At 61.6% G+C, this 21,886-nt stretch carries 19 protein-coding genes; 9 read left to right on the top strand and 10 right to left on the bottom strand.

Annotated elements, in window-relative coordinates; translation table 11 throughout:
• Window positions 1–28: 28 nt before the first annotated feature.
• Both ABHR75_RS04465 and ABHR75_RS04460 read right to left on the bottom strand, forming a co-directional pair.
• Window positions 29–1,246, bottom strand: coding sequence for an IS3 family transposase (locus ABHR75_RS04465; RefSeq protein ID WP_346963745.1), 1,218 nt, complete (start codon window positions 1,244–1,246; stop codon window positions 29–31).
• A gap of 931 nt (window positions 1,247–2,177) precedes the next feature.
• A complete protein-coding gene (locus tag ABHR75_RS04460; RefSeq protein WP_346963744.1) occupies window positions 2,178–3,146 on the bottom strand; it encodes a 3'-5' exonuclease in 969 nt (322 codons plus the stop codon).
• Between the two features lie 172 nt (window positions 3,147–3,318).
• Here ABHR75_RS04460 and ABHR75_RS04455 point away from each other — a divergent pair, with 172 nt between their 5' ends.
• Window positions 3,319–4,407: a putative manganese transporter gene (locus ABHR75_RS04455; protein ID WP_138112846.1), complete on the top strand. Its 1,089-nt coding sequence runs from the start codon at window positions 3,319–3,321 to the stop codon at window positions 4,405–4,407.
• Window positions 4,408–4,573: 166 nt separating this feature from the next.
• Here ABHR75_RS04455 and ABHR75_RS04450 read toward each other — a convergent pair whose 3' ends face one another.
• Both ABHR75_RS04450 and ABHR75_RS04445 read right to left on the bottom strand, forming a co-directional pair.
• Window positions 4,574–5,056: a YaiI/YqxD family protein gene (locus ABHR75_RS04450; protein WP_006235439.1), complete on the bottom strand. Its 483-nt coding sequence runs from the start codon at window positions 5,054–5,056 to the stop codon at window positions 4,574–4,576.
• Complete coding sequence (locus ABHR75_RS04445; protein ID WP_006235440.1) at window positions 5,057–5,659, bottom strand: HdeD family acid-resistance protein; 603 nt, start codon at window positions 5,657–5,659, stop codon at window positions 5,057–5,059.
• 235 nt (window positions 5,660–5,894) lie between these two features.
• Here ABHR75_RS04445 and ABHR75_RS04440 point away from each other — a divergent pair, with 235 nt between their 5' ends.
• From ABHR75_RS04440 to ABHR75_RS04430, 3 genes are all read left to right on the top strand, one after another.
• Complete coding sequence (locus ABHR75_RS04440; RefSeq protein ID WP_271761671.1) at window positions 5,895–6,566, top strand: nitroreductase family protein; 672 nt, start codon at window positions 5,895–5,897, stop codon at window positions 6,564–6,566.
• An 82-nt stretch (window positions 6,567–6,648) separates the two neighbouring features.
• Window positions 6,649–7,191, top strand: coding sequence for a histidine phosphatase family protein (locus ABHR75_RS04435; protein WP_161145164.1), 543 nt, complete (start codon window positions 6,649–6,651; stop codon window positions 7,189–7,191).
• A 17-nt stretch (window positions 7,192–7,208) separates the two neighbouring features.
• Complete coding sequence (locus ABHR75_RS04430; protein WP_138112840.1) at window positions 7,209–7,844, top strand: histidine phosphatase family protein; 636 nt, start codon at window positions 7,209–7,211, stop codon at window positions 7,842–7,844.
• A gap of 129 nt (window positions 7,845–7,973) precedes the next feature.
• On the opposite strand, the gene ABHR75_RS04425 is transcribed toward ABHR75_RS04430, so the two are convergent.
• From ABHR75_RS04425 to ABHR75_RS04405, 5 genes are all read right to left on the bottom strand, one after another.
• Window positions 7,974–8,654 carry a DUF1015 family protein gene (locus tag ABHR75_RS04425; protein ID WP_138112838.1) on the bottom strand — a complete coding sequence of 227 codons (681 nt, stop codon included), beginning with the start codon at window positions 8,652–8,654 and terminating at the stop codon, window positions 7,974–7,976.
• A gap of 39 nt (window positions 8,655–8,693) precedes the next feature.
• Window positions 8,694–9,914: a M20 family metallopeptidase gene (locus ABHR75_RS04420; protein WP_138112836.1), complete on the bottom strand. Its 1,221-nt coding sequence runs from the start codon at window positions 9,912–9,914 to the stop codon at window positions 8,694–8,696.
• Window positions 9,915–10,091: 177 nt separating this feature from the next.
• Window positions 10,092–11,255 (bottom strand): phosphoglycerate dehydrogenase, encoded by a 1,164-nt coding sequence (locus ABHR75_RS04415; protein WP_346963743.1) that lies wholly within the window; start codon window positions 11,253–11,255, stop codon window positions 10,092–10,094.
• Between the two features lie 71 nt (window positions 11,256–11,326).
• A complete protein-coding gene (serC, locus tag ABHR75_RS04410; protein WP_271761675.1) occupies window positions 11,327–12,451 on the bottom strand; it encodes a 3-phosphoserine/phosphohydroxythreonine transaminase in 1,125 nt (374 codons plus the stop codon).
• A gap of 226 nt (window positions 12,452–12,677) precedes the next feature.
• Window positions 12,678–14,279, bottom strand: a complete 1,602-nt coding sequence (locus tag ABHR75_RS04405) for a potassium/proton antiporter (protein ID WP_346963742.1) — start codon at window positions 14,277–14,279, stop codon at window positions 12,678–12,680.
• Between the two features lie 253 nt (window positions 14,280–14,532).
• On the opposite strand from ABHR75_RS04405, the gene ABHR75_RS04400 reads away from it, so the two are divergent.
• Window positions 14,533–15,372 carry a metallophosphoesterase family protein gene (locus ABHR75_RS04400; protein WP_346963741.1) on the top strand — a complete coding sequence of 280 codons (840 nt, stop codon included), beginning with the start codon at window positions 14,533–14,535 and terminating at the stop codon, window positions 15,370–15,372.
• Between the two features lie 316 nt (window positions 15,373–15,688).
• Here ABHR75_RS04400 and ABHR75_RS04395 read toward each other — a convergent pair whose 3' ends face one another.
• Window positions 15,689–17,272, bottom strand: coding sequence for a lipopolysaccharide biosynthesis protein (locus ABHR75_RS04395; RefSeq protein ID WP_334203735.1), 1,584 nt, complete (start codon window positions 17,270–17,272; stop codon window positions 15,689–15,691).
• Between the two features lie 379 nt (window positions 17,273–17,651).
• On the opposite strand from ABHR75_RS04395, the gene pckA reads away from it, so the two are divergent.
• The 4 genes from pckA (at window position 17,652) to ABHR75_RS04375 (ending at window position 21,862) form a co-directional block, all read left to right on the top strand.
• Window positions 17,652–19,322: a phosphoenolpyruvate carboxykinase (ATP) gene (gene pckA / locus ABHR75_RS04390; protein WP_175406055.1), complete on the top strand. Its 1,671-nt coding sequence runs from the start codon at window positions 17,652–17,654 to the stop codon at window positions 19,320–19,322.
• A 223-nt stretch (window positions 19,323–19,545) separates the two neighbouring features.
• On the top strand, window positions 19,546–20,265 hold the full coding sequence (locus tag ABHR75_RS04385) for a B3/B4 domain-containing protein (RefSeq protein ID WP_271761776.1): 720 nt from the start codon (window positions 19,546–19,548) through the stop codon (window positions 20,263–20,265).
• A 173-nt stretch (window positions 20,266–20,438) separates the two neighbouring features.
• A complete protein-coding gene (locus ABHR75_RS04380) occupies window positions 20,439–20,888 on the top strand; it encodes a MarR family winged helix-turn-helix transcriptional regulator (protein WP_138112825.1) in 450 nt (149 codons plus the stop codon).
• 119 nt (window positions 20,889–21,007) lie between these two features.
• Complete coding sequence (locus tag ABHR75_RS04375; protein WP_117848665.1) at window positions 21,008–21,862, top strand: DegV family protein; 855 nt, start codon at window positions 21,008–21,010, stop codon at window positions 21,860–21,862.
• Window positions 21,863–21,886 lie beyond the last annotated feature (24 nt).

The following is a 21,886-nucleotide window of genomic DNA, read 5'->3' as shown; positions in this document are numbered from 1 at the left end:
GGGGTGCGGACGATTTCTTGGACCGCGCCTAGGCGTATCCAAGCTTCCTGCGGTATTCCATCGGGCTCAGCCACCCGAGGGACTTCTTGATGCGCCCATCCCGATAGTACACGAGGTAGGCCTCGAGCCTCCCCATGAACTCCTCGGCCGTCACGCCCTCCCAGTCCCTGTAGCGGAAGAACTCGTTCTTGAGGCGCCCGAAGAAGCCCTCGCAGGCCGAGTTGTCCGGGCTGCAGCCCTTCGCGGACATGCTCCTGACCAGGCCGTTCTCCTCGCAGATCCCGATCCACTCCGGCCAGCGGTAGTGACCGCCCCGGTCCGAGTGGATCGTCGTGCGCGCCCCCGCCGGCCTCGCCGCGCAGGCCTTGAGCAGGCTCGAGTTCGCGAGGCGCTTGTCGGGGTGCAGCCCGATCGACCAGGCGACGGGCATCCCGTCGAAGCAGTCGACGACCGGGCTCAGGTAGACCTTCTCGCCGCCCGGGAGCCTGAACTCGGTGATGTCGGTGAGCCACAGCCGGTTGGGCTCGTCGGCGTGGAAATTCCTGTTCACGAGGTTCTCCGGCGCCTTGGAGACCTCGCCGACGTAGGAGCTGTAGCCCCGGGCGCGCCTCTTGTTGTAGACGACCTCGAGGCCCTCCTCGCGCATCACGCGGGCCACGCGCTTCTCGCTGGCCCGGACGCCCTCGCGGCGCAGGCGCGCCCAGACGGTGCGGTACCCCCAGCACCCCGAGCCCTCGCGGAAGATGCGCACCACGCGGCCGCGTATGTCGGCGTCGCGGTCGCGCGGCACGGCGACGCGGGGCCTCCAGTACTCATAGGAGCTCTTCGATATCCTCAAGAAACCTGTGATCGAGCGGAGGGGCAGGGCGGTCGCCCGCCTCAATCTCTCGCCGAGCTCGCACTTGCTCCTGTTCGAGATCGAAGCCGGGTCCCACCCTTCCGCTTTTAGGTCGGCCAACACCGCCCTGAGCAGCAGGTTCTCTATCTGGTCCTCGTTGAGCCCGGCGAGCGGGCCGGTCGCGGGCGGGGCGTAGGTCGACTTGTCGGGGCCCAAGCTGGCCTCCTTCCGTGGCGGTTTCCTCGCCACGATTCTACAGCCCCCGCCGGTGTAGCTGCGCGGGAGGTGCCCCGTCGCCCACTTCTTGGCCGCGCCCACCGTGACCCCCGCGAACTCCGCGGCGGCGGTGGGCCCCATGCCGTCCTCCGTCGCCAGGAGGAAGAGCTCGACCTTCTCCCTGCTGTACATGCGAACCTCCAGTCCGGACCGCCCCGCGGTCCAACTTTCTGTCCGCACCCCCCCATTGGATCGCCTTTCGGGCAAGGGCCAAACCGTCGCATCTGGTAATGGAATTAAAGAACTGCTTTAACCTCTCGGTCGAGGTGAGCGCGAAACGCTCGGTATAGGAGGTGGAAGAGTCGGTTCCAAGGGAATAAGCGCCGCACAGTTCAAAGTAGTACTCCACTAGTTCGCGAAAAGAAAGATAGGTGGCGGCCTGAAGTGCGCAAAGCTCAACGCCAACAATGAAGATGCCATCTTTGATCTCTATAAAGCGTGAGTTTGAGAATCGTTTTGAAGAAACGTGGCACTGACAGTTCATTGTATAGCGCGCATTCCTGCGATCAAACACCATCACCTCGAGGGAATCATTTGCGTCGAGGGAAACATCATTTTTGGTGAGCCATTCTGTGGCTGCGTCAAGGAGCGTTCCGGTGGGACATGATCCGTAAATCGCGGCAGGACTACAGGACTCGATGCCTTTCGCAGACACCGAATGCGCGGCCTGGTAGACCGCTTTTGCAGTGGTATGTGACAATACGATACTCATGATATATATCGTGTCAGCTAATGCCGTGTTGACGGCGCTGAGTGGAAAAGCCGTTTTAGAGGTCTAACCAAATGCTGTCCAAAAGCTTGACGCAATTATGAGTTGGTATGCCCTAAATAAAAGTTTTCGCAGCTTAGCTATAGCATATAAATACTCAATTGCCGCACATTTGATAGTGATGCATCACCATCCGACAACGAATTACGTGTCGGGAATTGGCCGAAATCGTTCGCAATGAGTGTTCAGAATTTGTGATGGCAAATCTATCTGTGGAACGTAGGGCGGCCCCGCTGCGGGGTTTCCCGCTGCGAGACCGCTCGTGATCTACGCCGGGGTTTGTCGCAGGCGTTTCTACTTGGCGAATAGGTTCTTGAGGTTGAACTCGGCCTGAACCGTGCGGAGCATGAGGTCGGTGTCGTCGAGGCCCAGGTGCTGCTCGTTGGCGTCGGCGGCGAGGGTGCCGCGGCGGCGGGCCCAGTTCTCGAGCGCGGCGGGCGCGGACTCGCGGGGGAGCGAGCGGACGTCGGCATCCAGGCTGCGGCAGATCTGGCGCGAGTCGATGACGATAACCTTGCCGGCGCGGCGTGCCTCGGCGTAACCGTCCAGGTGGATCTTGAACCAACTGTCTTCGAACGCGGCGTTATGCGCCATGTACGGGTACTTCTTCATAAGTTTGAGCAGCTGCTTCTGCAGTTCCTTGTTCTCGCGGAATGGTTTTTTGCCGTCGATGTCGTCCCAGGTAATGTGATGGATGTTCGATAGCGGCACATCCTCGCCGCGGTAGATGTCGGGCAGGCCGCAGTAGTGTGCCTCGGCGTCATGCGGGACGGCGTCGCTGGTGAGCTCCATGATCTCCCAGCCCACGTTGATGATATAGCCGCGCTCGGGTGCACGGCCGGTGGTCTCGATGTCGATACCGAGCACGGTGCCCTGGATGGGCTTGCGGGCGTAGGCCACGCCGAGCGCGTCGCGGTCGCCGCGGATTTCGCGCATAACGGACGCGGCGGTGCGCTTTTGCATCTTGCCGATGGCGGCGCAGGTGTCGGCATCGGACAGGCCGCGCGAAAGCGTCGCGGGCGTCACGTTGCGCAGGCGCGCCTCGCCAATCTGGTCGCACAGGTCGCGGTTGCGGTCAGCCAGGTCGCGCACGGTGGCAAAGTCGAAGCTGGGGTCGCCCTCGGCGGTAAAGTACTCGGTTTCGAGCACCTTAAGGGCCTCCTCGCCCTTCTGGCGCTCGGACTCCATGGCGCCGTGATCGCCATAGATAAACATGGGAATAAACGGCTGGCGCTCGTATTCGAGTGCTTGTGAAACGTTCATATAACTGCTCCTTGGACGGGCCGTGTCGCGCGGCTCGGTGGCATTGAGTTATGGCGAGATGATAGTTTACCATGGGCAACTATTGGCATCGCGCCTAGGACAACTACAATACCCTAGTTGACCGCTAGGACTTTTACAATGCTGCCGAAAGACATGAAAGGTTCCATCCGTCATGGATTTGCTGATTGATATTCTGCTCGACGCCGGCAAGGACACGCTCTCGCTGGCGCCGTTTTTGTTGGTGACGTATCTTGCTCTCGAGACACTTGAGCACGTTGCGGGCGACCGCGTTAACGGGGCCATCAAGCGCGCCGGTGCCGCGGGCCCCGTGGTTGGCTCGTTGCTGGGCATGGTGCCGCAGTGCGGCTTTTCGGCAATGGCGGCCACGCTGTATGCCGGTCGTGTCGTGACCTTGGGCACGTTGGTGGCGGTGTTCCTTTCGACCTCCGATGAGATGCTGCCGCTGTTGCTCGCCGAGCAGGTGCCCGTGCAGACCATGGCGATGCTTTTGGCTTCGAAGGCACTGATCGCGCTGATCACGGGCTTTATCGTGGACGCCGCCATTCGCGGCCTGCGTCGTAATGCCCGCGCGCATGCGGCGATTCGCCGTACCGTGCTGGGGACCGCTGCCAATCCGGCTCATGTGAACTGCGCGCACGACGACCATACCGGGGGCGACATCATTGATGAAGTGGCCGAGGCGGGCGTGAGCGCCGACCACATCCACGAGTTGTGCGAGCGCGACCATTGCGGTTGCGATGAAGACGAGGACGAGCACGAACACGGACATGGCCACGATCACGGTCATGAGGGCGAACATGAACACCATGATGGTCACGGTCACTCTCATTCCCACGAAGGGACGCCTGTCCTGTCGATCATCCGCAGCGCGATCTCGCACACCGTGCAGGTCTCGGTATTCATTTTTCTGGTGACGCTGATTCTGGTCGCCGTACTCGAGACGTTCGGCGAGTCCGCAATCGAGCAGTTCCTGCGCGGTAACGAGACGCTTGCGGTCCTGGGCTCGGCACTCGTCGGCCTGATCCCCAACTGCTCGGCTAGCGTCGTTATCACGCAGCTGTACCTGGAGGGCGCGCTACAGCTGGCGCCGATGCTCGCCGGCACGCTCATTTCCGCCGGTGTGGGCTACCTGGTGCTGTTCCGCACCAACCGCAGTGCCCGCGAAAACGTCCTGTTCCTGATCATGATGTACGTCATCGGTGCCGGCTGGGGCCTCATCCTATCCGCCTTCGGCCTCTAAGTGGGCCTAACAAAACGGGTTTCAAAATAGCCATGCTCGGCGCCTGCACAATGCGGCGACGCATGGCATTTTGAAACCCGTTTTTTGTTGAGCCATGGATTTTGAGCGCTCACACCGCCCAAAGCAAAAAGCAGATTTCCGGACATGTCCCAAAAATCTACCTTGGTTAGCGCAGCAGCTCGGTGAGGTTGCGTTTAAAGCGAGCGCGATCTTCGCTGGTGAAGGCTGCCGGCCCGCGGGTGCGACCGCCAGCGCGACGCACCTTCTTTTCCTCGTGGCGAATAAACAACTGCATGTCGATGGTCGCTTTGTCGTAGACGCGCCCGCGCACACCGATGGCGGCGGCATCGCGCCCGAGCACCATGCTCGCCAAGCCAATGTCCTGCGTCACGACCACGTCGCCCGCCTGCAGGCGTTCGACAATGGCAAAGTCGGCGCTGTCGGCGCCCACACTCACGTCGAGCGTCGTGACCCAAAAGCCGCGTCGCGCGTGCTCGGCATCGCGCGGGTCGTCGCGGCGAATGTGCCGTTCCAGGTTTTGCGTGCTGTTGCCGGCGATAACAACGGCGACGCCCGCCCGCCGCGCGCAGTCAATCGACTCGCGCGTGACCGGGCAGGCGTCGGCATCAATAAAGAGCGTTCGCGGCATCTAGTGCACCAGTTTGCCAAATTGAATAGCGCGAACAATCAGCGTAACGCCAAACACCAGCAGCGCGGCGCCGCTAAAGATGACGAGCATCTTGGCCGACCATAGCGGATAGATAAACACGAACATGCCGGCGATGATGGAGAGTGCACCGCTCAGGATAGCGAGGGCGCGGTTGGACGAAAGCTCGGACTCCAGAATGGACATGACACCTTCGACAATCCAGCCAAAGCCGGCCACGATAACCACCATCGTGGTGAGCGTCGCGGTCGAGAAGGCCTGGTTGCGCAGGATTATGACGCCGCCCAAGATAATGAGTAGGTTGGAGATGATGCTCGTCACGCGCCAGCCGGTGGGCAGCAGCGGCTCAAAAATGGCAGTGAACAGCCTGATGGCAGCAGTGATTACAAAGTAAAAACCCAGGACAGTCATCAAAAAGACGAGGGACTTGGCGGGTGCAAAAAGCAGCGCGATACCAGCAATGAGCGCTAAGACGCCCGTGATGGCGTAGATCCAGCGTACGGCCTTGACGGCTTTGCCCGCCATGCTTTTCTCGTCAAATCCAAACTGGCTCGATTTTTGGTCATCGTTCTTAAAGATGCCCATAATGTCTCCTTTCCGTGCGGCGTAAGCCTTGATCGTTACGACCAGTATCGCCTAAAGGCGCTGACGTATGGGTCGGGGAGGGTGAAACGTAACCCAAAGGCCCCGAATTGTTTCCGTTGTTCCCCACGTCGCGATTTTCTATTCAACAGGTGTAGAACATTGCAGCCCTGTTCGTTATTGCCTACGTTTTAGGTTAGATTTTCCTAAGAACAATTGCCCGAAATTGGGGGTCCCTATGAACGAAACAGTTCCCGCGGCGCCGGTAAGCGCTGAGTCGATGGCAAAGCAGGGTTGCGAAAAGCTCGGCTTGGACGCGTTTGATGCGTTGGTTCGCCGCGCCCGCACGTGCCGCCGCTTTGACGAGTCCATGCGCGTGCCGCGCGAGTTTTTGCTCGAGCTGGCGGAACTTGCGCACCTGGCTCCCTGTGGTGCCAATGCTCAGCGTCTGCGTTTTCATGTGGTAAGCGGTGCAGAGGACTGCGCGCGTGTATTTGACGAGCTCGCATGGGCCGGCGCACTTAAGGACTGGCCGGGTCCTGCCGAGGGTGAGCGCCCGACCGGCTACATCGCGATTCTTGCTGAGCGCGCCGTTCCGGGCAAGCCCGCCGCTCCCATTACCGATGTCGACACGGGCATTGCCGCGCAGACGATGATGCTCGCCGCCCGCAGCGCCACGCCCGAGGTGGCAGCCTGCATTTTCAAGGCCTTTACGCCCCACGCGATCGATGCCATGGGGCTCGATAACGACAAATATGAGCTCAAGCTGATCATGGCGTTTGGCGTTCCGGCCGAGACACAGGTGATCGATGCGATCGATTCCAACCCCGACGGCTCCATCAATTATTGGCGCGACGAGGCGCGGGTGCACCACGTACCCAAGCGTCCGCTTGCCGACGTGCTGCTGTAGTTGTGCGTCGTTGCGGCGCAATCCGGCGGTAAACCACCACAAAGGTACCTGTCCCCTTTGCGGTGGTGCGAGGGGAGGACGTGTGGCAGATTTGTATTTGGTGCGGCATGGGCAGACTGAGCTCAATGTGCAGAACATTTTGCAGGGTGGGCACGATTCGCCGCTTACGGCGCGCGGGCGCGAGCAGGCGCTGGCGACGCGCGCGGCGTTTGAGGCGCGTGGCGTGACCTTTGACCGTGTGTATTCCTCGCCGTTGGGCCGGGCGCGGCATACGGCTGAGCTAATTGCTGGTGAGGGCTGCTCGATAGAGCTGGTCGATGACCTGCGCGAGTGGCATTTGGGCTCGCTGGAGGGTACATCAAATCGCGAGATGCCGCCGCAGCCCTGGGGTGATTATCCGGTGGCCTTTGGTGGCGAGTCTGAAGGCGAGCTCCAGTCGCGCATGGTCGCGGCGCTGTCCCACATCATGGCCAGGCCGCAGCACGACTGTGTGCTGGCAGTCTCCCACGGCTCTTCCTGCCAGGAGTTTCTTGAGTATGTGACTGGCAGGGGAGAGCTACCCGACAATGGTGCCGTGCTTCATTTTGGCTATTGCGACGGTGCGTTTTCGCTCCTTGATTGGTAACGAACGAAAGGACCCCTATGAATAAAGATCTGTATCTGGTCCGTCATGGACAGACGATATTCAACCTTAAGCGTATCATTCAGGGGTGGAGTGACTCGCCGCTTACGCAGTTGGGTTGCGACCAGGCGGCGCGCGCCGGCATGTTTTTACGTGCGCGCGGCATTGAGCCCGATCATGCCTACACCTCCACGCTTCATCGCACCGAGCAGACTATCGCCAACCTGTGGCCGGGCTTGGCGTACGAGCGCCTGGACGGTCTGCGCGAGTGGTTCTTTGGCGACTTTGAGGCCGAGCGCGTGATGCTTATGCCCGAGCGCCCGTGGCGCGATTTCTATCGTCAGTTTGGCGGCGAGGGCCAGATGCAGGTGCGTGAGCGCATGGTGGCGACGCTGACCGAGCTTATGCGACGTCCGGACCACGAGTGCGTGCTCGCGGTGAGCCACGGCTCGGCTATCAAGGAGTTTTTGGACCACGTGCGGGGCGCGGCGGCAGACGAGCGCGAACGCGTGCCGGGCAACTGCTCGGTGCTGCACTTTGCGTTTGACGACGAATCCGACACGTTTGAGCTGATTGAGATTTTTACGCAGGAGGATTACGCACGCGAGCTGGGCCTTGAACCGCTTGTGGCTACTGCAGGTCCGCAGCGCGGATAACGCGAGCGTGGCGGCTCGGGTCGCCGGCATAACTTCTCGACGCAAAAGGGGCGGAGATGCATGTACCTGCTGCATCTCCGCCCCCTGTTTGTTGAGCTGCCGATTTTTGTGCTGCGCGGTCTGGTCTTGCTAGAACCGCGCGACTTGGTGCGTGAGCAGACCCGTCGGAACCTGCGGTGCGCCGCCGCTGACCTGCGCAGCGGGGAAGAGCGCGGCAACGGTAAAGTTGAACGGCTCCTTGCCGGTGTACGTTCCGGCGGAACGGGCCTCATCGGCCAGGAGCTGTGATACCCCGACTAGTGCGCCAGCGTAGGCAGGGTCGTCGGCCAGTACCGGCTCCGGCGCCTGGTCGAGCATGGCACGGATGGCGCCGACGGCGTCCTCGCGCTTAACCTCCCACACGCGGTGTGTAATGCCCGCAGGATCGGTGACGGCGTAGAGCGAGGCGCCCTCTTTGGCGGCGCCCAGGATGATATCCATGACGGGCGAGGCCTCGTAGGCGAGCGTTACGGGACGGGGCTGTACCTTGAGGTCGGCGAATGCGCGCGCAGCGGCGGCCGTATCGGCGGCAACCGCGTCGCCGCCCGCCAGCGCACCAACCGGGCAGATCGCCACAACGCCCGTCACGCGCCCCGGCTCCCCCGAGCATTCGTACACGTAATACGCCGCACCCGGGTCCTTGAGCATCAGGCCATCGGCAATGGCTCCGCGCAGAGCATCGTTGCCGCTCAGGATGCTGCCCATTGCGGGCAACGCCTCGAGCACGCGGTCCTGAGCCGGGCGGATGCAGGGAAACGGAAGTGCTTTCATGGGCGGTCCTAACGCACGAGTTGGTTTGTTCGCGGCTTATTATGCCCCAACTTGCCCATTCGCGTCCCAGAGCACGTTATCGGCGAGCGCGATGAGCACGTTCTGACAGCGAACGATATCGGCGTGGGGCACATATTCGTTGGGCTTGTGCGCGAGCGCGAGCGACCCGGGACCGTAGCTCATGCAATTGCGGTTACCTGTCTTGCCGGCAATGACGGCGGTGTCGGTGTAGCCGGTAAAGAAGCCGACGGTTGTGTCCGCGTCCGTCACGTCATCGGCGGCACGCTTGAGCGCTGCTAGAAGGGGAGAGTTCGGGTCGCGCTCGATGGCGGGGCGGTCGCCCGTCACGGTGTAGCTGCCATGGCAACCGGGAATGGCGGCTTTGGCGACGGCGATGGCCTGCTCTACCATGCGCTTCGCGGCTGCCGTATCGGTCGGCGGAGTCAGGCGCATATCGACCCAGACCTTGGCGCGGTCGGGCACGACATAGGGGCGATATCCGCCCTCAATTTGGCCAAACGTGATGGTCGAAGACCCCAGCTCATCATGCTCGGGCAGCGCTGCGAACGCATGGCGCAGCGCGCAGACGGCCTCGGCCATGGCGGCGACGGCATCGGCGCCCTTCCAAGGCTGGCTCGCGTGTGCCGTCACGCCAGCCATTTCAATCTCGAACCACGTACGCCCCTTGTGCGCCACCTGGATCTGTCCGTCGGTGGGCTCGGTGTCCAGCACCCATTCGCGCGAACCGACCCAGCCGGCATCGATGGCTGCCTCGGAGCCTCGCATAAAGTCCTCTTCGTCGACCGAGCAGATGAGCGAAAAGCCGCGGCGGGGTAGCGCGCCATCCGCCGCCACGCGCTCGAGCGTATGGACCAGTGCGGCAATGGCGCAGGCCAGGCCACCCTTCATGTCGCAGGCGCCACGGCCATAGAGTTTGTCGTTACGCACAACCGTCCCGAGCGGCGGAATGTCCGCGTCCCAGCCATCGCCCAGCGTAACGGTATCCATATGGCAGATATAGACGAGTCGCGGCTCGTCGCTTTGGCCCGGCACGGTGACCATAAGGTTGCGGCGCCCGGGGAGTACTTCGAGCTCTGCAATCTGCACGGCATCGAGTACCGGATGGCTCAGCTGCGCCAACTGTTCCTCAACCAACGCTTTGATATAGCGTTCAATCTCGCCCTCATACGCACCTGGGTCGGAACTGTCGATCCGCACGAGTCCTTGCGTAAGCCGCCAAGCAAAATCTGTATCAACCATAGGCACCTCACAGATAGTTAGGTCAACATACAGATTGTATGCCAAGAAGCGGCTCGGTGCATTTAATGGAGTGCTCACAGAAACGGGGGCGCCTCTCATGCGAAAGGCGCCCCCGCGGGCATTCAATGTCAGTGACGGGCAGGCCACATGGGGAACTGCCCGTCAGATCAGCCGGCGCTATTTGATCACGCGCACGCGATACATCGACGGAATCTGCTTGAGCGCCTCGATGGTGCTGCTGTCCAGGTGCTCGTCGGTGTCGAACATGGTGTAGGCGTTCTCGCCGGCGGACTCGTTGGTCATACGCTGCACGTTGGCGTTGTCCTTGGCCAAGATGGCTGTGATCTGGCCGATCATGTTGGGCACGTTGGCGTGCAGGCAGGCGATGCGGCTCGCGGCGCGCGCCTTGCCCATGCTGCAGGCGGGGTAGTTGACGCTGTGCGCGATGTTGCCGTTCTCCAGGTAATCCTTGAGCTCGCTGATGGCCATATCGGCGCAGTTGGCCTCGGCCTCGCCGGTGCCGGCGCCCGAGTGCGTGGTGATAAACGTGTTGGGCATCTTGACGGTTTTGGGCGTGGCAAAGTCGCAGCTAAACCAGCTCAGCTTGCCCTCGCGCAGGGCAGCGTCGACGGCGTCCTCGTCAATGATGGTTTCGCGTGCGTAGTTGATGAGCACGGCGTCGGGTGCCAACAGGTTAATCTGCTCGGTGCTGATCATGCCGATGGTGTCGGCCTTGCTGGGCACGTGTACGGTGAGGTAGTCGCAGCCGCGGCAGAGATCCTCGAGCGTGCCCACACGCTGCACCTCGCGGCTCAGCACCCACGCGTGCTCAACGGAAATGAACGGGTCGTAGCCGTAAACGTCCATGCCCAGGTCGACGCAGGCGTTGGCGACCTTGGAGCCCACGTTGCCCAGGCCGATGACGCCGATGCGCTTGCCCTTGAGCTCGCGGCCCACAAAGGCCTTCTTGGCCTTTTCGGCATCGGCCTGAATCTCGGGGTCGTCGGCGTTGTCGCGCACCCAGTTCATCGATTGCACCACGCCGCGGCTCGAGAGCACCAGCATGCCTAGGACGAGCTCCTTAACGGCGTTGCTGTTAGCGCCGGGGGAGTTAAAGACGACGACGCCCTTCTTGGCGTACTCCTCGACGGGGATGTTGTTGACGCCGGCGCCGCAGCGGGCGATAGCGCGGATGCCCTCGGGCAGCTCGTAGCCGTGCAGGTCGGTCGAGCGCATCAGAATGGCGTCGGCCTCTTCGGCGGTGCTCACAAACTCGTAGCCCTCACCAAACTCGACCTTGCCGTCCTTGGTAATGTCATCGATGGTTTTAATCTTGCGCATGGAAAACTCCTTAGCAGGTTTTGATCTATACAGGGTGGTCTGAGATGGCTGATCGGCCCGCGCGTTGCGGGCTAGTTAGATCGCGGGCTCAAACTAAGCTGCGCTTCGAAGTCCTTCATGTACGAGGCCAGTGCCTGCACATCTTCCATGGTTACGGCGTTGTAGACGCTCGCGCGCATGCCGCCCACCAGGCGATGGCCCTTGACGTTTTGAATCTGGTGCTCGGCCGCGCCTGCGACAAAGGCCGCATCGAGCTCGGCGTCGCCGGTACGGAAGGTGACGTTGGCGATGGAGCGGCTGTCTGTCTGCGTGGTGCCATGGAACAGCTCGCTTTGCTCGAGCAGGTTGTAGAGCAGGTTGGCCTTGGCCCAGTTGCGCTCGGCCATGGCGCCAAGTCCGCCGGTTTGCTCCACCCAGCGGAATACCTTGCCGCACACGTAGATGCCAAAGGTGTTGGGCGTGTTGAGCATGGAGCCCTTGGCGGCCTGGGTCTTAAGGTCCATGTACTGCGGCGCCCGCGCAAAGGCGGGGCCGTCGGCGATGAGGTCGTCGCGCACGATAACCACGGTCACGCCCGCGGCGCCGGCGTTTTTCTGCGCGCCGGCGTAGATGAGCCCGTAGCGCTCAACATCGAGCGGCTGCGACAGAAAGCAGCTCGAGACATCTGCGACCAGCGGTACGTCGCCGCAAGCGGGCAGCTCGTGGTACATGGTGCCAAAGATGGTGTTGTTCTGGCAGATGTAAACGTAGTCGAGCCCGTCGCTCGCGGCCTCGGCGGCAATGCGCGCGTTGATGTCGGCCATGTCGGGGATGCGGTCGAAGTTGGTGTCCTCGGAGCTCGCGAGCAGCACGGCCTCGCCGTACTTGGCGGCTTCTTTGTATGCCTTGTTGGCAAAGTTGCCGGTCACGACGTAGCCGGCGCGGCCACGGCGCATGAGGTTCATGGGGATGCCCGCAAACTGCAGCGTGGCGCCGCCCTGCAAAAACAGGACGCGGTAGTTGTCGGGGATGCTCAGCAGGCGGCGCAGAGTTGCCTCAGCGTCATCGATGATCTGCTGGTACATGCTAGATCGATGGCTCATCTCGAGCACGGACATGCCGCAACCGCGGTAGTCCATCATCTCGTCGGCGATCTCGGCGAGCACGCTTGTGGGCAGTGCGGCCGGGCCAGCTGAGAAGTTGTGCACACGTGCCATCTTCTAGTTCCCCCTCGTAGTCGTTTGAACGTTCGGGATACTTTAGCACAGTGCAGCGCCAGGCGCGACCGCATCACGGTAAAACTCGAGTGCGTCGCTATGATTTACAGGATGGTTACATGGGGGAGGGGTGCTTTACTCCTCAGGCAAATCCGAATCTGCGAGCGAAGGCATGAGGTTCCTAGGCGCTTGATCTCTTCGTCGCAAATTAGCCACTTCCTGGTCACTACGACGCCAGTGTGGCGATGACGGCTTCGTCGCCGGCGTATATGAGGGTGTTGCCGTCGGGGATGATCGTCTGGCCGTCGCGCTTAAGCATCACCACAATAAACGGGTGCTTGCCCTGCGGCACGTCGCGCAGACGCTGGCCGGCCAGGCGACCGTGGGGCGTCACGGTGACCTCGCGCAGCGTAACCTCGGCACGCTCTTCGAACGTTGGGGCGGCCATCACCAACAGATCGCCTTCCTGGATCACGGTGTCGCCATTGGGCAGTACCGGGTGCGCCCCGTCGCGCAGCACCAGGACCACGAGCATGTCTGTGGCGCTGCCAATGTCGGCGAGCGAGCGACCGGCAAACGGATGTCCAGCGCCTACCTTGAGCTTGACGAACGACATGCCGTCTTCGTCGCGGTAGTCGTTAAAGGTGCGACGCACGTCGCCGGTCGCATCGATCATATCGAGCTTCTTCGCCACCGCCGGCAGCAGCGAGCCCTGCACCACAATGCTCGACACGGCAATCACAAACACCAGGTCAAATAGGTCGTGTCCGCTGGGAACGCCGGCCACCACGGCAAAGAGACTAAAGACGACCGAAGCTGCTCCGCGCAGGCCCGCCCAGCTTACGAGCGCGACCTGGCGAGGGTTCGTCCTAAACGGCGCTAGCAGCATGCCTACGGCGATGGGGCGGCTCGCAAAGAGCATAAACGCCATGAGTGCCAGGCCCGGTAGCAGCATTTGCGGCAGGCGTGCGGGTGTAACGAGCAGGCCCAGCAAGAAGAAGATGGTCATCTCTGCCATCTCGGTGAGGGTGTCAAAGAAGTGCGCCATCTCGACTTTGCCGGTGATGTCGCTGGCACCCAGCACAATGCCGGCCAGGTATACAGCCAAAAAGCCGTTGCCGCCCAGGTAGCTCGGCAGCGCGTAGGCGACGATGGCCACGGCGAACAAAAAGATGGTCTGCGCGTCCTTGGCCGTTGCGTGCGCGCGTTCAATCAGGCGGCCCGCCGCCCAGCCGATGGCAAGGCCCAGGCCCACGCCCAGGATAATCTGCTTGGCCAGCAGTGCGGGAATGTTGATGTCGCCGCCGGCCGCTAGTGTGGCGAGCACGGCGGTGAGCATGTAGGCGACGGGGTCGTTGGAGCCCGATTCGACCTCGAGCAGCGAGTCGGTGCCACCTCTCAGCGACAGGCTGTGCTCACGCAGTACGCTAAAGACGCTTGCCGCATCGGTGGATGCCACGACCGATCCCAGCAGCAGGCCACCGATCCAGTCGAACCCCAGCGCGAAGTGGGCGAACACGCCGGTGATGCCGGCAGTGATGACGACGCCGAGCGTGCTCAGCAGCACCGCCGGCGCAGCGACGGGCTTGGCGCGGTCGATATTGGTGTTAAAGCCGCCGTAGAACATGATGAACAGCAGCGCCGTGCTGCAGACGGTTTCGGTGAGTGCGTAGTCGCTAAAGTCGATATGCGTCGGGCCGTTGACGCCCAACAGCATGCCCAGCGCGATAAAGATGAGCAGGGTGGGGAAGGGGAGTTTTTTGCCGACGGGTTTGATGGTCAGGCACAAAATGATGACGAGGCCGATAAAGAGAAGGATCTGGTTCATGGATAGTGTCCGCTCCTGGGTGGTTGGCGTGGCACGGTCAGTTGTCTGCGGTTATTTGTACCCAAAGATGGTGGGTTTATGGGGTTGGATTGCGGGCGTGCGCGATATCGTCATAGATGGCTGCCGTCTTTGCCTCTGCTCGGAAACCCTTTCCAGCTTTATTGCAACGGAGTACAATGGGTAACGTTTAAGTTCAACTTGAAGTTTTAGTTGCGGCACCGGGCTTCGGCCGCAATGCAAGGAGAGGCGTACCATGGCGATCTATGTGACATCTGATGCTCACGGGCACGTGCGTGCGCTTGACGAGGCCCTGTCTAAGATCTCTTTGACGTCCGACGACACGCTGTACGTGCTGGGCGACATGATCGATCGCGGGCCCGATCCGGTCGGCGTTATTAAGCTCGTGCGCTCGCTGCCCAACGCCCACGTGCTCAAGGGTAATCACGAGCAGATCATGCTCGATGCCATCATTGGCCAGGATCCGCTCGATGCCGAGACCTGGGATATCAACGGTGGCTGGATGACGCGTGAGCAGCTCAACGACATGGAATTTGAGGCATACGAGGAGCTCGTGCGATGGATGGCCGCGCTGCCGCTCTACGCGGTGGTCGAGACCGAGGAGCGCCCGTATCTGCTGGTACATGCTGGAATCGAGATGAAGGCGGCGCGCGCGTTTTTGCTTGAGCATGGTGTCGATTGTGCCGATGGCGTCGGAGCGGTGGGTGCCGATCGCGAGCTGCTGCAGCAGATGCTCGCGGTGCAGTCGTCCGATGACCTGCTGTGGATTCGTCACGGCTATTGGGATGTGCCGACTGGGCTGCTTTCTGCCGAGGGCAAGGGTCCGGTCGTGGTGAGCGGTCACACGCCAACGGTGTCGCTCGGGCGTTATTGCGAGGTCGGTGGTCTTGCGGGGCTCGATGAGGAGTCGGGCCGCGGGCAGATTGTGCGCCTGGGCGGCGAGGATGCCGCCGGTGTGCCCGATCGCATCGACATCGACTGCGCTGCCGCCACCGGCTCCGAGTTCGGTCGCGTGGGCATCCTGCGCCTGGACGACGGGGCGGAGTTCTACGCGAACATCAACCCGGGCGAATAATCGGTGCAAGGGGTAGCTAATTTGGGACGGGGCTTATTTGACTACTTTTGCCCTTCTGCCCGCTAATTGATTTCTCTGGGACGGGGATTAAATAATCATTTGGCTGCCCGCCGGCTAAGTGAGTAGACTTTTTTGGAAATGCCGAGCACCCAACATATTTGCCTCAATAAAACCGCAGGTCACAGACTTGTGCTCTGTTGGTGTGGTCGGGGATTCGGTAAAAGTCTACTCACTTAGTTTTGCGTGATGAATATTGTCCGCAACGAGACCCCAGCCGGGGTGATTCCATCGCAAATTCCGGTGACCGGGCAGCTAATTAGGCGCCGTATGGGTTGCGGTCGCGTTCTATGCGTTGGCGGATGTGGGCGTACTCGATAATCAGTAGCACCAGGAGTAGGGCCATGATGGCTAGGTAGCTCACCACAGCGCCCATCAGACCCAGCAGCTTAATCAAGATCACCGGCAGCACCACGCTTACGGCGAAGCAGATCAGGTAGATCTTGGTGACGTCTCCAGCGTGGCGTAGCACCGTGATGATGGCGTAGATAAAGTCGATGGCCGCGGTGACGCCGCCGGCGACGACCATCAGCAACGCCAGCGTACGGTAGCGCTCAAAGCTGAGGCCGTACATAAAGCTCATGAGGGGAATACCGGGACCTGCCATAAATGCGGCGCACACGCCGGTGATGGCCACGATCAGCGCCATAACGGCAACAATAATCAGGTCAAAGCGACGACGCTTGCGAGGATTAGCCCAAATGCTCGACAAGCGCAGGAGCTGCGGTTTGTAGACAAATCCGACGCTCAACAAAATAGCCTGCGCCGGAAAGAACAGGGCATTAAAGTACAGCTGATATTTGTATGCCAGCGTGCCTTCCATCACAAACTTGGGCATGCTCTCAATAAGGTTGAACAGGAACAGTGCACCAAAGAGCGGGGCGCACTGGACAAACAGGTGGCCGACCTCGCGCAGGCTCACGCGGCGCGATTTTTCGGTCTCGAGCAGGGCAAGCGGCGCGGTGACCAGCACGAGCGAGGCGATCGCGGCGATGCCCATGGCCATGGCCGCGATGGGCATGCTGCGCGTGAGGAACAGCGCCGCGCTAAAGACCGCGATGACGCCGACGGAGCGTAGCGTTTGGCTCATGCCGGCCAGGTAGAGCTTGTCGGCCTGCTGCAGGCGGCCTTCGTACACGTCGGCGACGCCGTCGATCACCTTGTAGAGGTAGACGCCCAGGCCGATCGTCGCCATCTGCGCGTCATAGCCGCGGGCGCTGCTGTACATGAGGCCGCAGCCTAGGGCGAGCGCTCCACAAAGCCAGCGGTTGAGCTGGTAGGAGGCAAAGGACGTCTTTTCGTCGATGTCTGAGACCTGGAAATTGCGCACGCCGTAGTTGCATGCGATCATGATGAGCGTGCCGGTGACGAAGGCGATGGAGAACTTACCGGCTTCCTCGGCGCCCACAAGCTGCGTGGACACAATGGTGAGCAGGGGAAACGCGAAGCCCCACACGGCGGTGCCCAGGGTATTCCAGAGATAGTCGCGACGGGTGGCGTGTTCCTCGTATTCGGCTTCCTGCGTGGAGAAGCCGCCGCCGTAGACAACGCCGAGCAGGCGGTTCCACCAGGCGTTGACCATGCGGTGGATGGGGTCGGGCTCGCGATCGCGTTCGCGCCGGCGACGGCGCGTGGCCTGGCTGCTGTTGGGGCCGCCGGCGTTGCGCTGGCTCAGCTCTTGGATGCGCGCGAGCTCTTCGGCCGTGTGGGAGGCGGGGAACAGGCCGTTCTCGATGCGTCCGCCCTGGGCCCTTGCGGTGCCGCTGCCCGCTACGGCGGGGTCGGCGACGCCATTGCGGCGGGCGATGGCGCGGCGAATGCTATCGAGGGGCGTGATGCTCAAAGCGGAGTCCTTTCTTTTGCTGCGCTTTAGTATAGACGCGACGGTGCTCGCTCGTGTTTTTGAACAGGTTGTTCGATAATTTCGGCGGCGCCATTCGGTAGTCGGCACTTAGGGACGTTCCTTATGTGCCGGCACTTTGGGAACGTCCCTAAGTGCCGGCATCCGGGGACATTCCTTGAATGTTGCCTGTTCAAGAGTGTCCCCAATGACTAGGCGTTTAAAAACGTCCCCAATGACTAGGCCGCTTGCCTGCGATTTTTGACCGTTGGGCGGGCTTGCCACCCTTGCCGCAAAAACGTTTTTGCATATCGGGTACAACGTGCTTTACGTGAGTAAAGTGCGCGCCGCGTCCATGTGTCGCGTTTTTAAAGGAGGCCCCATGCCTGGTGTTACCCCTGCAGAAGTTTTGTCCAACTTTGGTATTACGCTGGTCGAAGATCCCGCCGAGAATCAACCCCGTCTGCTGGTCGATCTACCCGCCGCGGAGCTCGTCGAGCACGCTATCCGCCGCGAAGAAGGCCGCATGGCATCCAACGGCGCGCTGGTGATTGAGACGGGGGAGCGCACCGGCCGTTCACCCAACGATCGCTTTATCGTTGACACCCCCGATGTTCACGACAAGATTGCCTGGGGCGCGGTCAACTGCCCGCTGTCCGTCGAGAGCTATGAGGCCATCAAGGCCGGCATCGTCGACTATCTCAACGAGCGCGACGTGTTCGTCACCCGCGGCATGGCAGGCGCCGACCGCAACCACACACGTCGACTGCTCGTTGCCTGCGAGCGTGCCAGCCAGGCACTCTTTATCAAGCAGATGCTCGCCCGACCGCTTGCCCGCGAAATCGCGCGCACCGGCGAGCCCGACTTCTGCGTGCTCGCAGCGCCCGGTTACCAGTGCGACCCCGCCATCAAGGGCCTCAACTCCAGCGCTGCGGTGGTCATCAACTTCCAGGAACGCGTGATTCTGGTCGCCGGCACCGGCTACTCCGGCGAGATTAAAAAGTCGATCTTTAGCGTCATGAACTATCTGCTGCCCGTCGAGGACGACGTGCTGCCCATGCACTGCTCGGCCAGCATGGATCCCGTCACGCACGAGACCGCCGTGTTCTTTGGCCTGTCCGGCACCGGCAAGACCACGCTTTCGGCCAATCCCACGCGCCTGCTGATCGGCGACGACGAGCACGGTTGGTCCGACATGGGCATCTTCAACATCGAGGGCGGCTGCTACGCCAAATGCGAGGGCCTGGACGCCTTCCACGAGCCCGAGATCTTCAACGCTGTCCGCTTTGGCGCGATCTGCGAAAACGTGGTGCTCGACGAGAACCGCAAGCCCAACTACGATGACATCTCGATCACGCACAACACGCGCGTGGCCTATCCCGTGGAGCACATTCCTAACGCGTGGACTAAGGGCATGGGCACCACTCCGAGTGTCGTGCTGTTCCTGACTTGCGACGCTTTTGGCGTGCTGCCGCCCATCTCACGCCTGACGGCCGATGCCGCTATGTACCACTTTGTGACGGGCTTTACGGCTAAGATTCCCGGCACCGAGGTCGGCGTCACCGAGCCCACGCCCACGTTCTCTTCGCTGTTCGGCGAGCCGTTTATGCCGCTCGACCCCATGGTTTACGCCAAGATGCTTGGCGAGCGCATTGCCGACGGCCGCACGCGCGTGTACCTGGTCAACACCGGCTGGATTGGCGGCGGCTACGGCGTGGGTCATCGCATCGAGCTGGCCTACACGCGCTCGCTGGTCGCGCGCGCCCTCGACGGCACCATCGAGGACAGCGAGTTCGTGCACGACGACATCTTTAACGTTGACATTCCCACGACGTGCCACGGCGTGCCCGATGGCATCCTGGTGCCGCGCCAATACTGGCAGAGCACCGCGCGCTACGACGAGGCCGCGCACAACCTGGCGGTGATGTTCGAGGAGAACTTCGAGAAGAAGTACTCGCACCTGCCCGAGTCCGTCAAAGCCGCCGGCCCGCACGCCCAGGTGTCCGCCGAGGCCCGTCATCGCGGCCGCGGCCTGCTGGGGCTCCGCCACTAGCGTCGCCTCAGACTCAAAACCACCATAAAGGGGGCACCTTTATGGTGGTTTTGCTCGCGTGGATGACTCGGGTTACAATACGCCTGACATATCGTCCCCTTCTCCGGATGGGGACAGCGCAAGCGTTCTTGTGACGGCACCGTAGGACTTTGAAGGTGGCCGTCGTGAGGGCGCTTTTTGTTTAGGCGCCCTCGCTCGGGCGTACGCTATGAAGGGAGAGCATATGAAGAGTTTCGTTGCCGAGGATTCGTTTTGGGAGCTGTTTCCGCAGGCGGCGGTCGGCGTCGTGGTCGTAAAGGGCATGAAGCCCGCGGCCCAGATTCCCCAGGAGGACGTGGATGCGATCGCCACGTTGCTCAATCGCGCCAATATCGATGCGGAGCGTCACCTGACAAGCGATACCATCAGCGAGAACGCACCGGTCAAGGCATGGCGCGAGGCCTATCGTCTGTTCAAGACCAAGAAAGGCGCGCGCTGCTCGATCGAGAACTTGCTCAAACGCGTGCTCAAAGGCAAGCCGGTGGGCCACATTACGCCCGCGGTGGATATTTACAACACGGTGTCGCTGACCTACGCGCTGCCCGTGGGAGGCGAGGATCTGCATGCGATCGAGGGAGACCTTCGCTTGAAGGTGACCGACGGTGGCGATACGTTCTTGCCGCTTGGCGAGGAGGCGGACGATCCGACGCTGCCCGGCGAGCTCGCCTACATCGACGATGCGGGCGCTGTGTGCCGCTGCTGGAACTGGCGCGACGGCGTTCGCACGGCGCTGTCCGATGATTCGGCCGATGCGTTCCTGGCGATTGAGTGCGTGGAGCCCGAGCGGATGGGGGATTGCCAGGCCGCGATTGATCGCTTAGCCGAGCTGCTCGAGCGCTATCTGGGAGCGACGGTTGTCGTTAAGACGCTTGTGACCCGCGACAATCCCTGCGTGGAGCTGTAGCGACGCCTGCGGATCATGTTCGCCGGTCAAAACCACCACAAAGGTGCCTGTCCCCTTTGTGGTGGTTTTTATGTTGATGGGTTAACAAATGGGGTATTTGGGTACGGGTGTCGCCTTATGCGACTAAGATGTTTACCCGTAAGCATTATGCAAGCGAAAGGCGGTCGTCTCCCATGCAGCAGAACGACGAGACACGTTTCGAGGACTTTGTCGGACTGATCAGCGGGCTCTACAAGGAGATTCAGCGCATTAAGACATCCGAGGGCGCAAGGCTGGGCCTCAAGGGCTCCGACGTTATGTGCCTTTACTATCTTGAGCGCAGCAAGGACGGCCTGACTGGCGCTGACCTGGCTCGCATGGCAGGCGTGACCCGCGCCGCCGTCTCGCGTACGCTCGCGCATCTGGAGGAGGGCGGCTACGTCGAGGTCGACGATTCGGGCGATGCCGCCGTTAAGTATCGTGCTCCGGTGCGCCTGACCGCTCTGGGCGGCGAGAGCATGAGCGAAGCGGACCGCATCATTCGCGACGTGCTCGATACCACCGGTAAGGCTATGGGTGTGGAGCAGCGCGAGCAGATGTATGCGTCGCTGCGCACGATTCTCAACACCCTGCGCGAGCTGTAGGGCCGCCAAGGCTTTTGCTTCCAATTAACAACTGCATAGTCCTGTTTGAGCGCGTATACCGTGCCGGGGCCTTGCTGTCAAAATTCCCTGCGCGGGACCTGCGCAAGAAAGGATTCGCTATGTCCGTCCGCATTATTACCGATTCCGCAAGCGATATGTCGCCGGTCGAGCACCCAGCACTGGCCGTTTTGCCGCTGTCCGTCACCTTTGGCACCGATGTGTACATGGATGGCATCGACATCGATCACCAGCGCTTTTACGAGATGCTCGTGGAGCGCGATGAGCTGCCCAAGACCGGCCAGGTCAACCCGTACGCGTTTTCGCAGGCGATTGCCAAGGTTCGTGAAGCCGGCGATGAGGCCGTGATTATTACCGTGGGCGCTAAGCTATCAGGCACCAATCAGAGTGCCCGTACCGCACTTGCCGAGGCGCCAGGCGGCGACGTTTACGTGGTGGATAGCAATAACGTCACTCTGGGCGAGCGTGTCATGGTCGAGTATGCCCTGCGCCTGGTGGATGAGGGTCGTAGTGCAGCTCAGATCGCGGCGGCCGTCGAGGCCGTGCGCGACCGTGTGGTGGTTATCGGCCTGCTCGAGACGCTGGAGTACCTGGTGCGCGGCGGTCGTCTGTCTGCTGCGGCCGGCGCCGTGGGCACGCTGCTCAACGTAAAGCCCGTGGTGGCTGTCGAGGACGGTCTGATCGTGCAGCTGGGTAAGGCGCGCGGTTCCAAGAACGGCCGCAATCTGCTCAATCAGAAGGTCGAAAAAGCGGGCGGCATCGACTTTTCCATGCCGCTGGCGCTCGGCTATACGGGCCTTTCGGATGCGGTGCTCAAGAAGTATATCGAGGACAGCGCGGCACTTTGGGCTGGCCACACCGAAGGCGAGTTGCCCGTTCACACCATCGGCGCCACCATCGGCACCCACGTAGGCCCCGGCGCCGTCGCCGTAGCCTTCTTCCAGCCCGCCAACTAACCGATCTGCCATAAACCACCACAA

It is taken from the genome of Collinsella aerofaciens, assembly GCF_039752955.1.
GTDB lineage: Bacteria > Actinomycetota > Coriobacteriia > Coriobacteriales > Coriobacteriaceae > Collinsella > Collinsella aerofaciens_BI.
The sequence above is the reverse complement of the archived record's forward strand: the minus strand, read 5'-3'. Positions and strand labels throughout refer to the sequence as shown.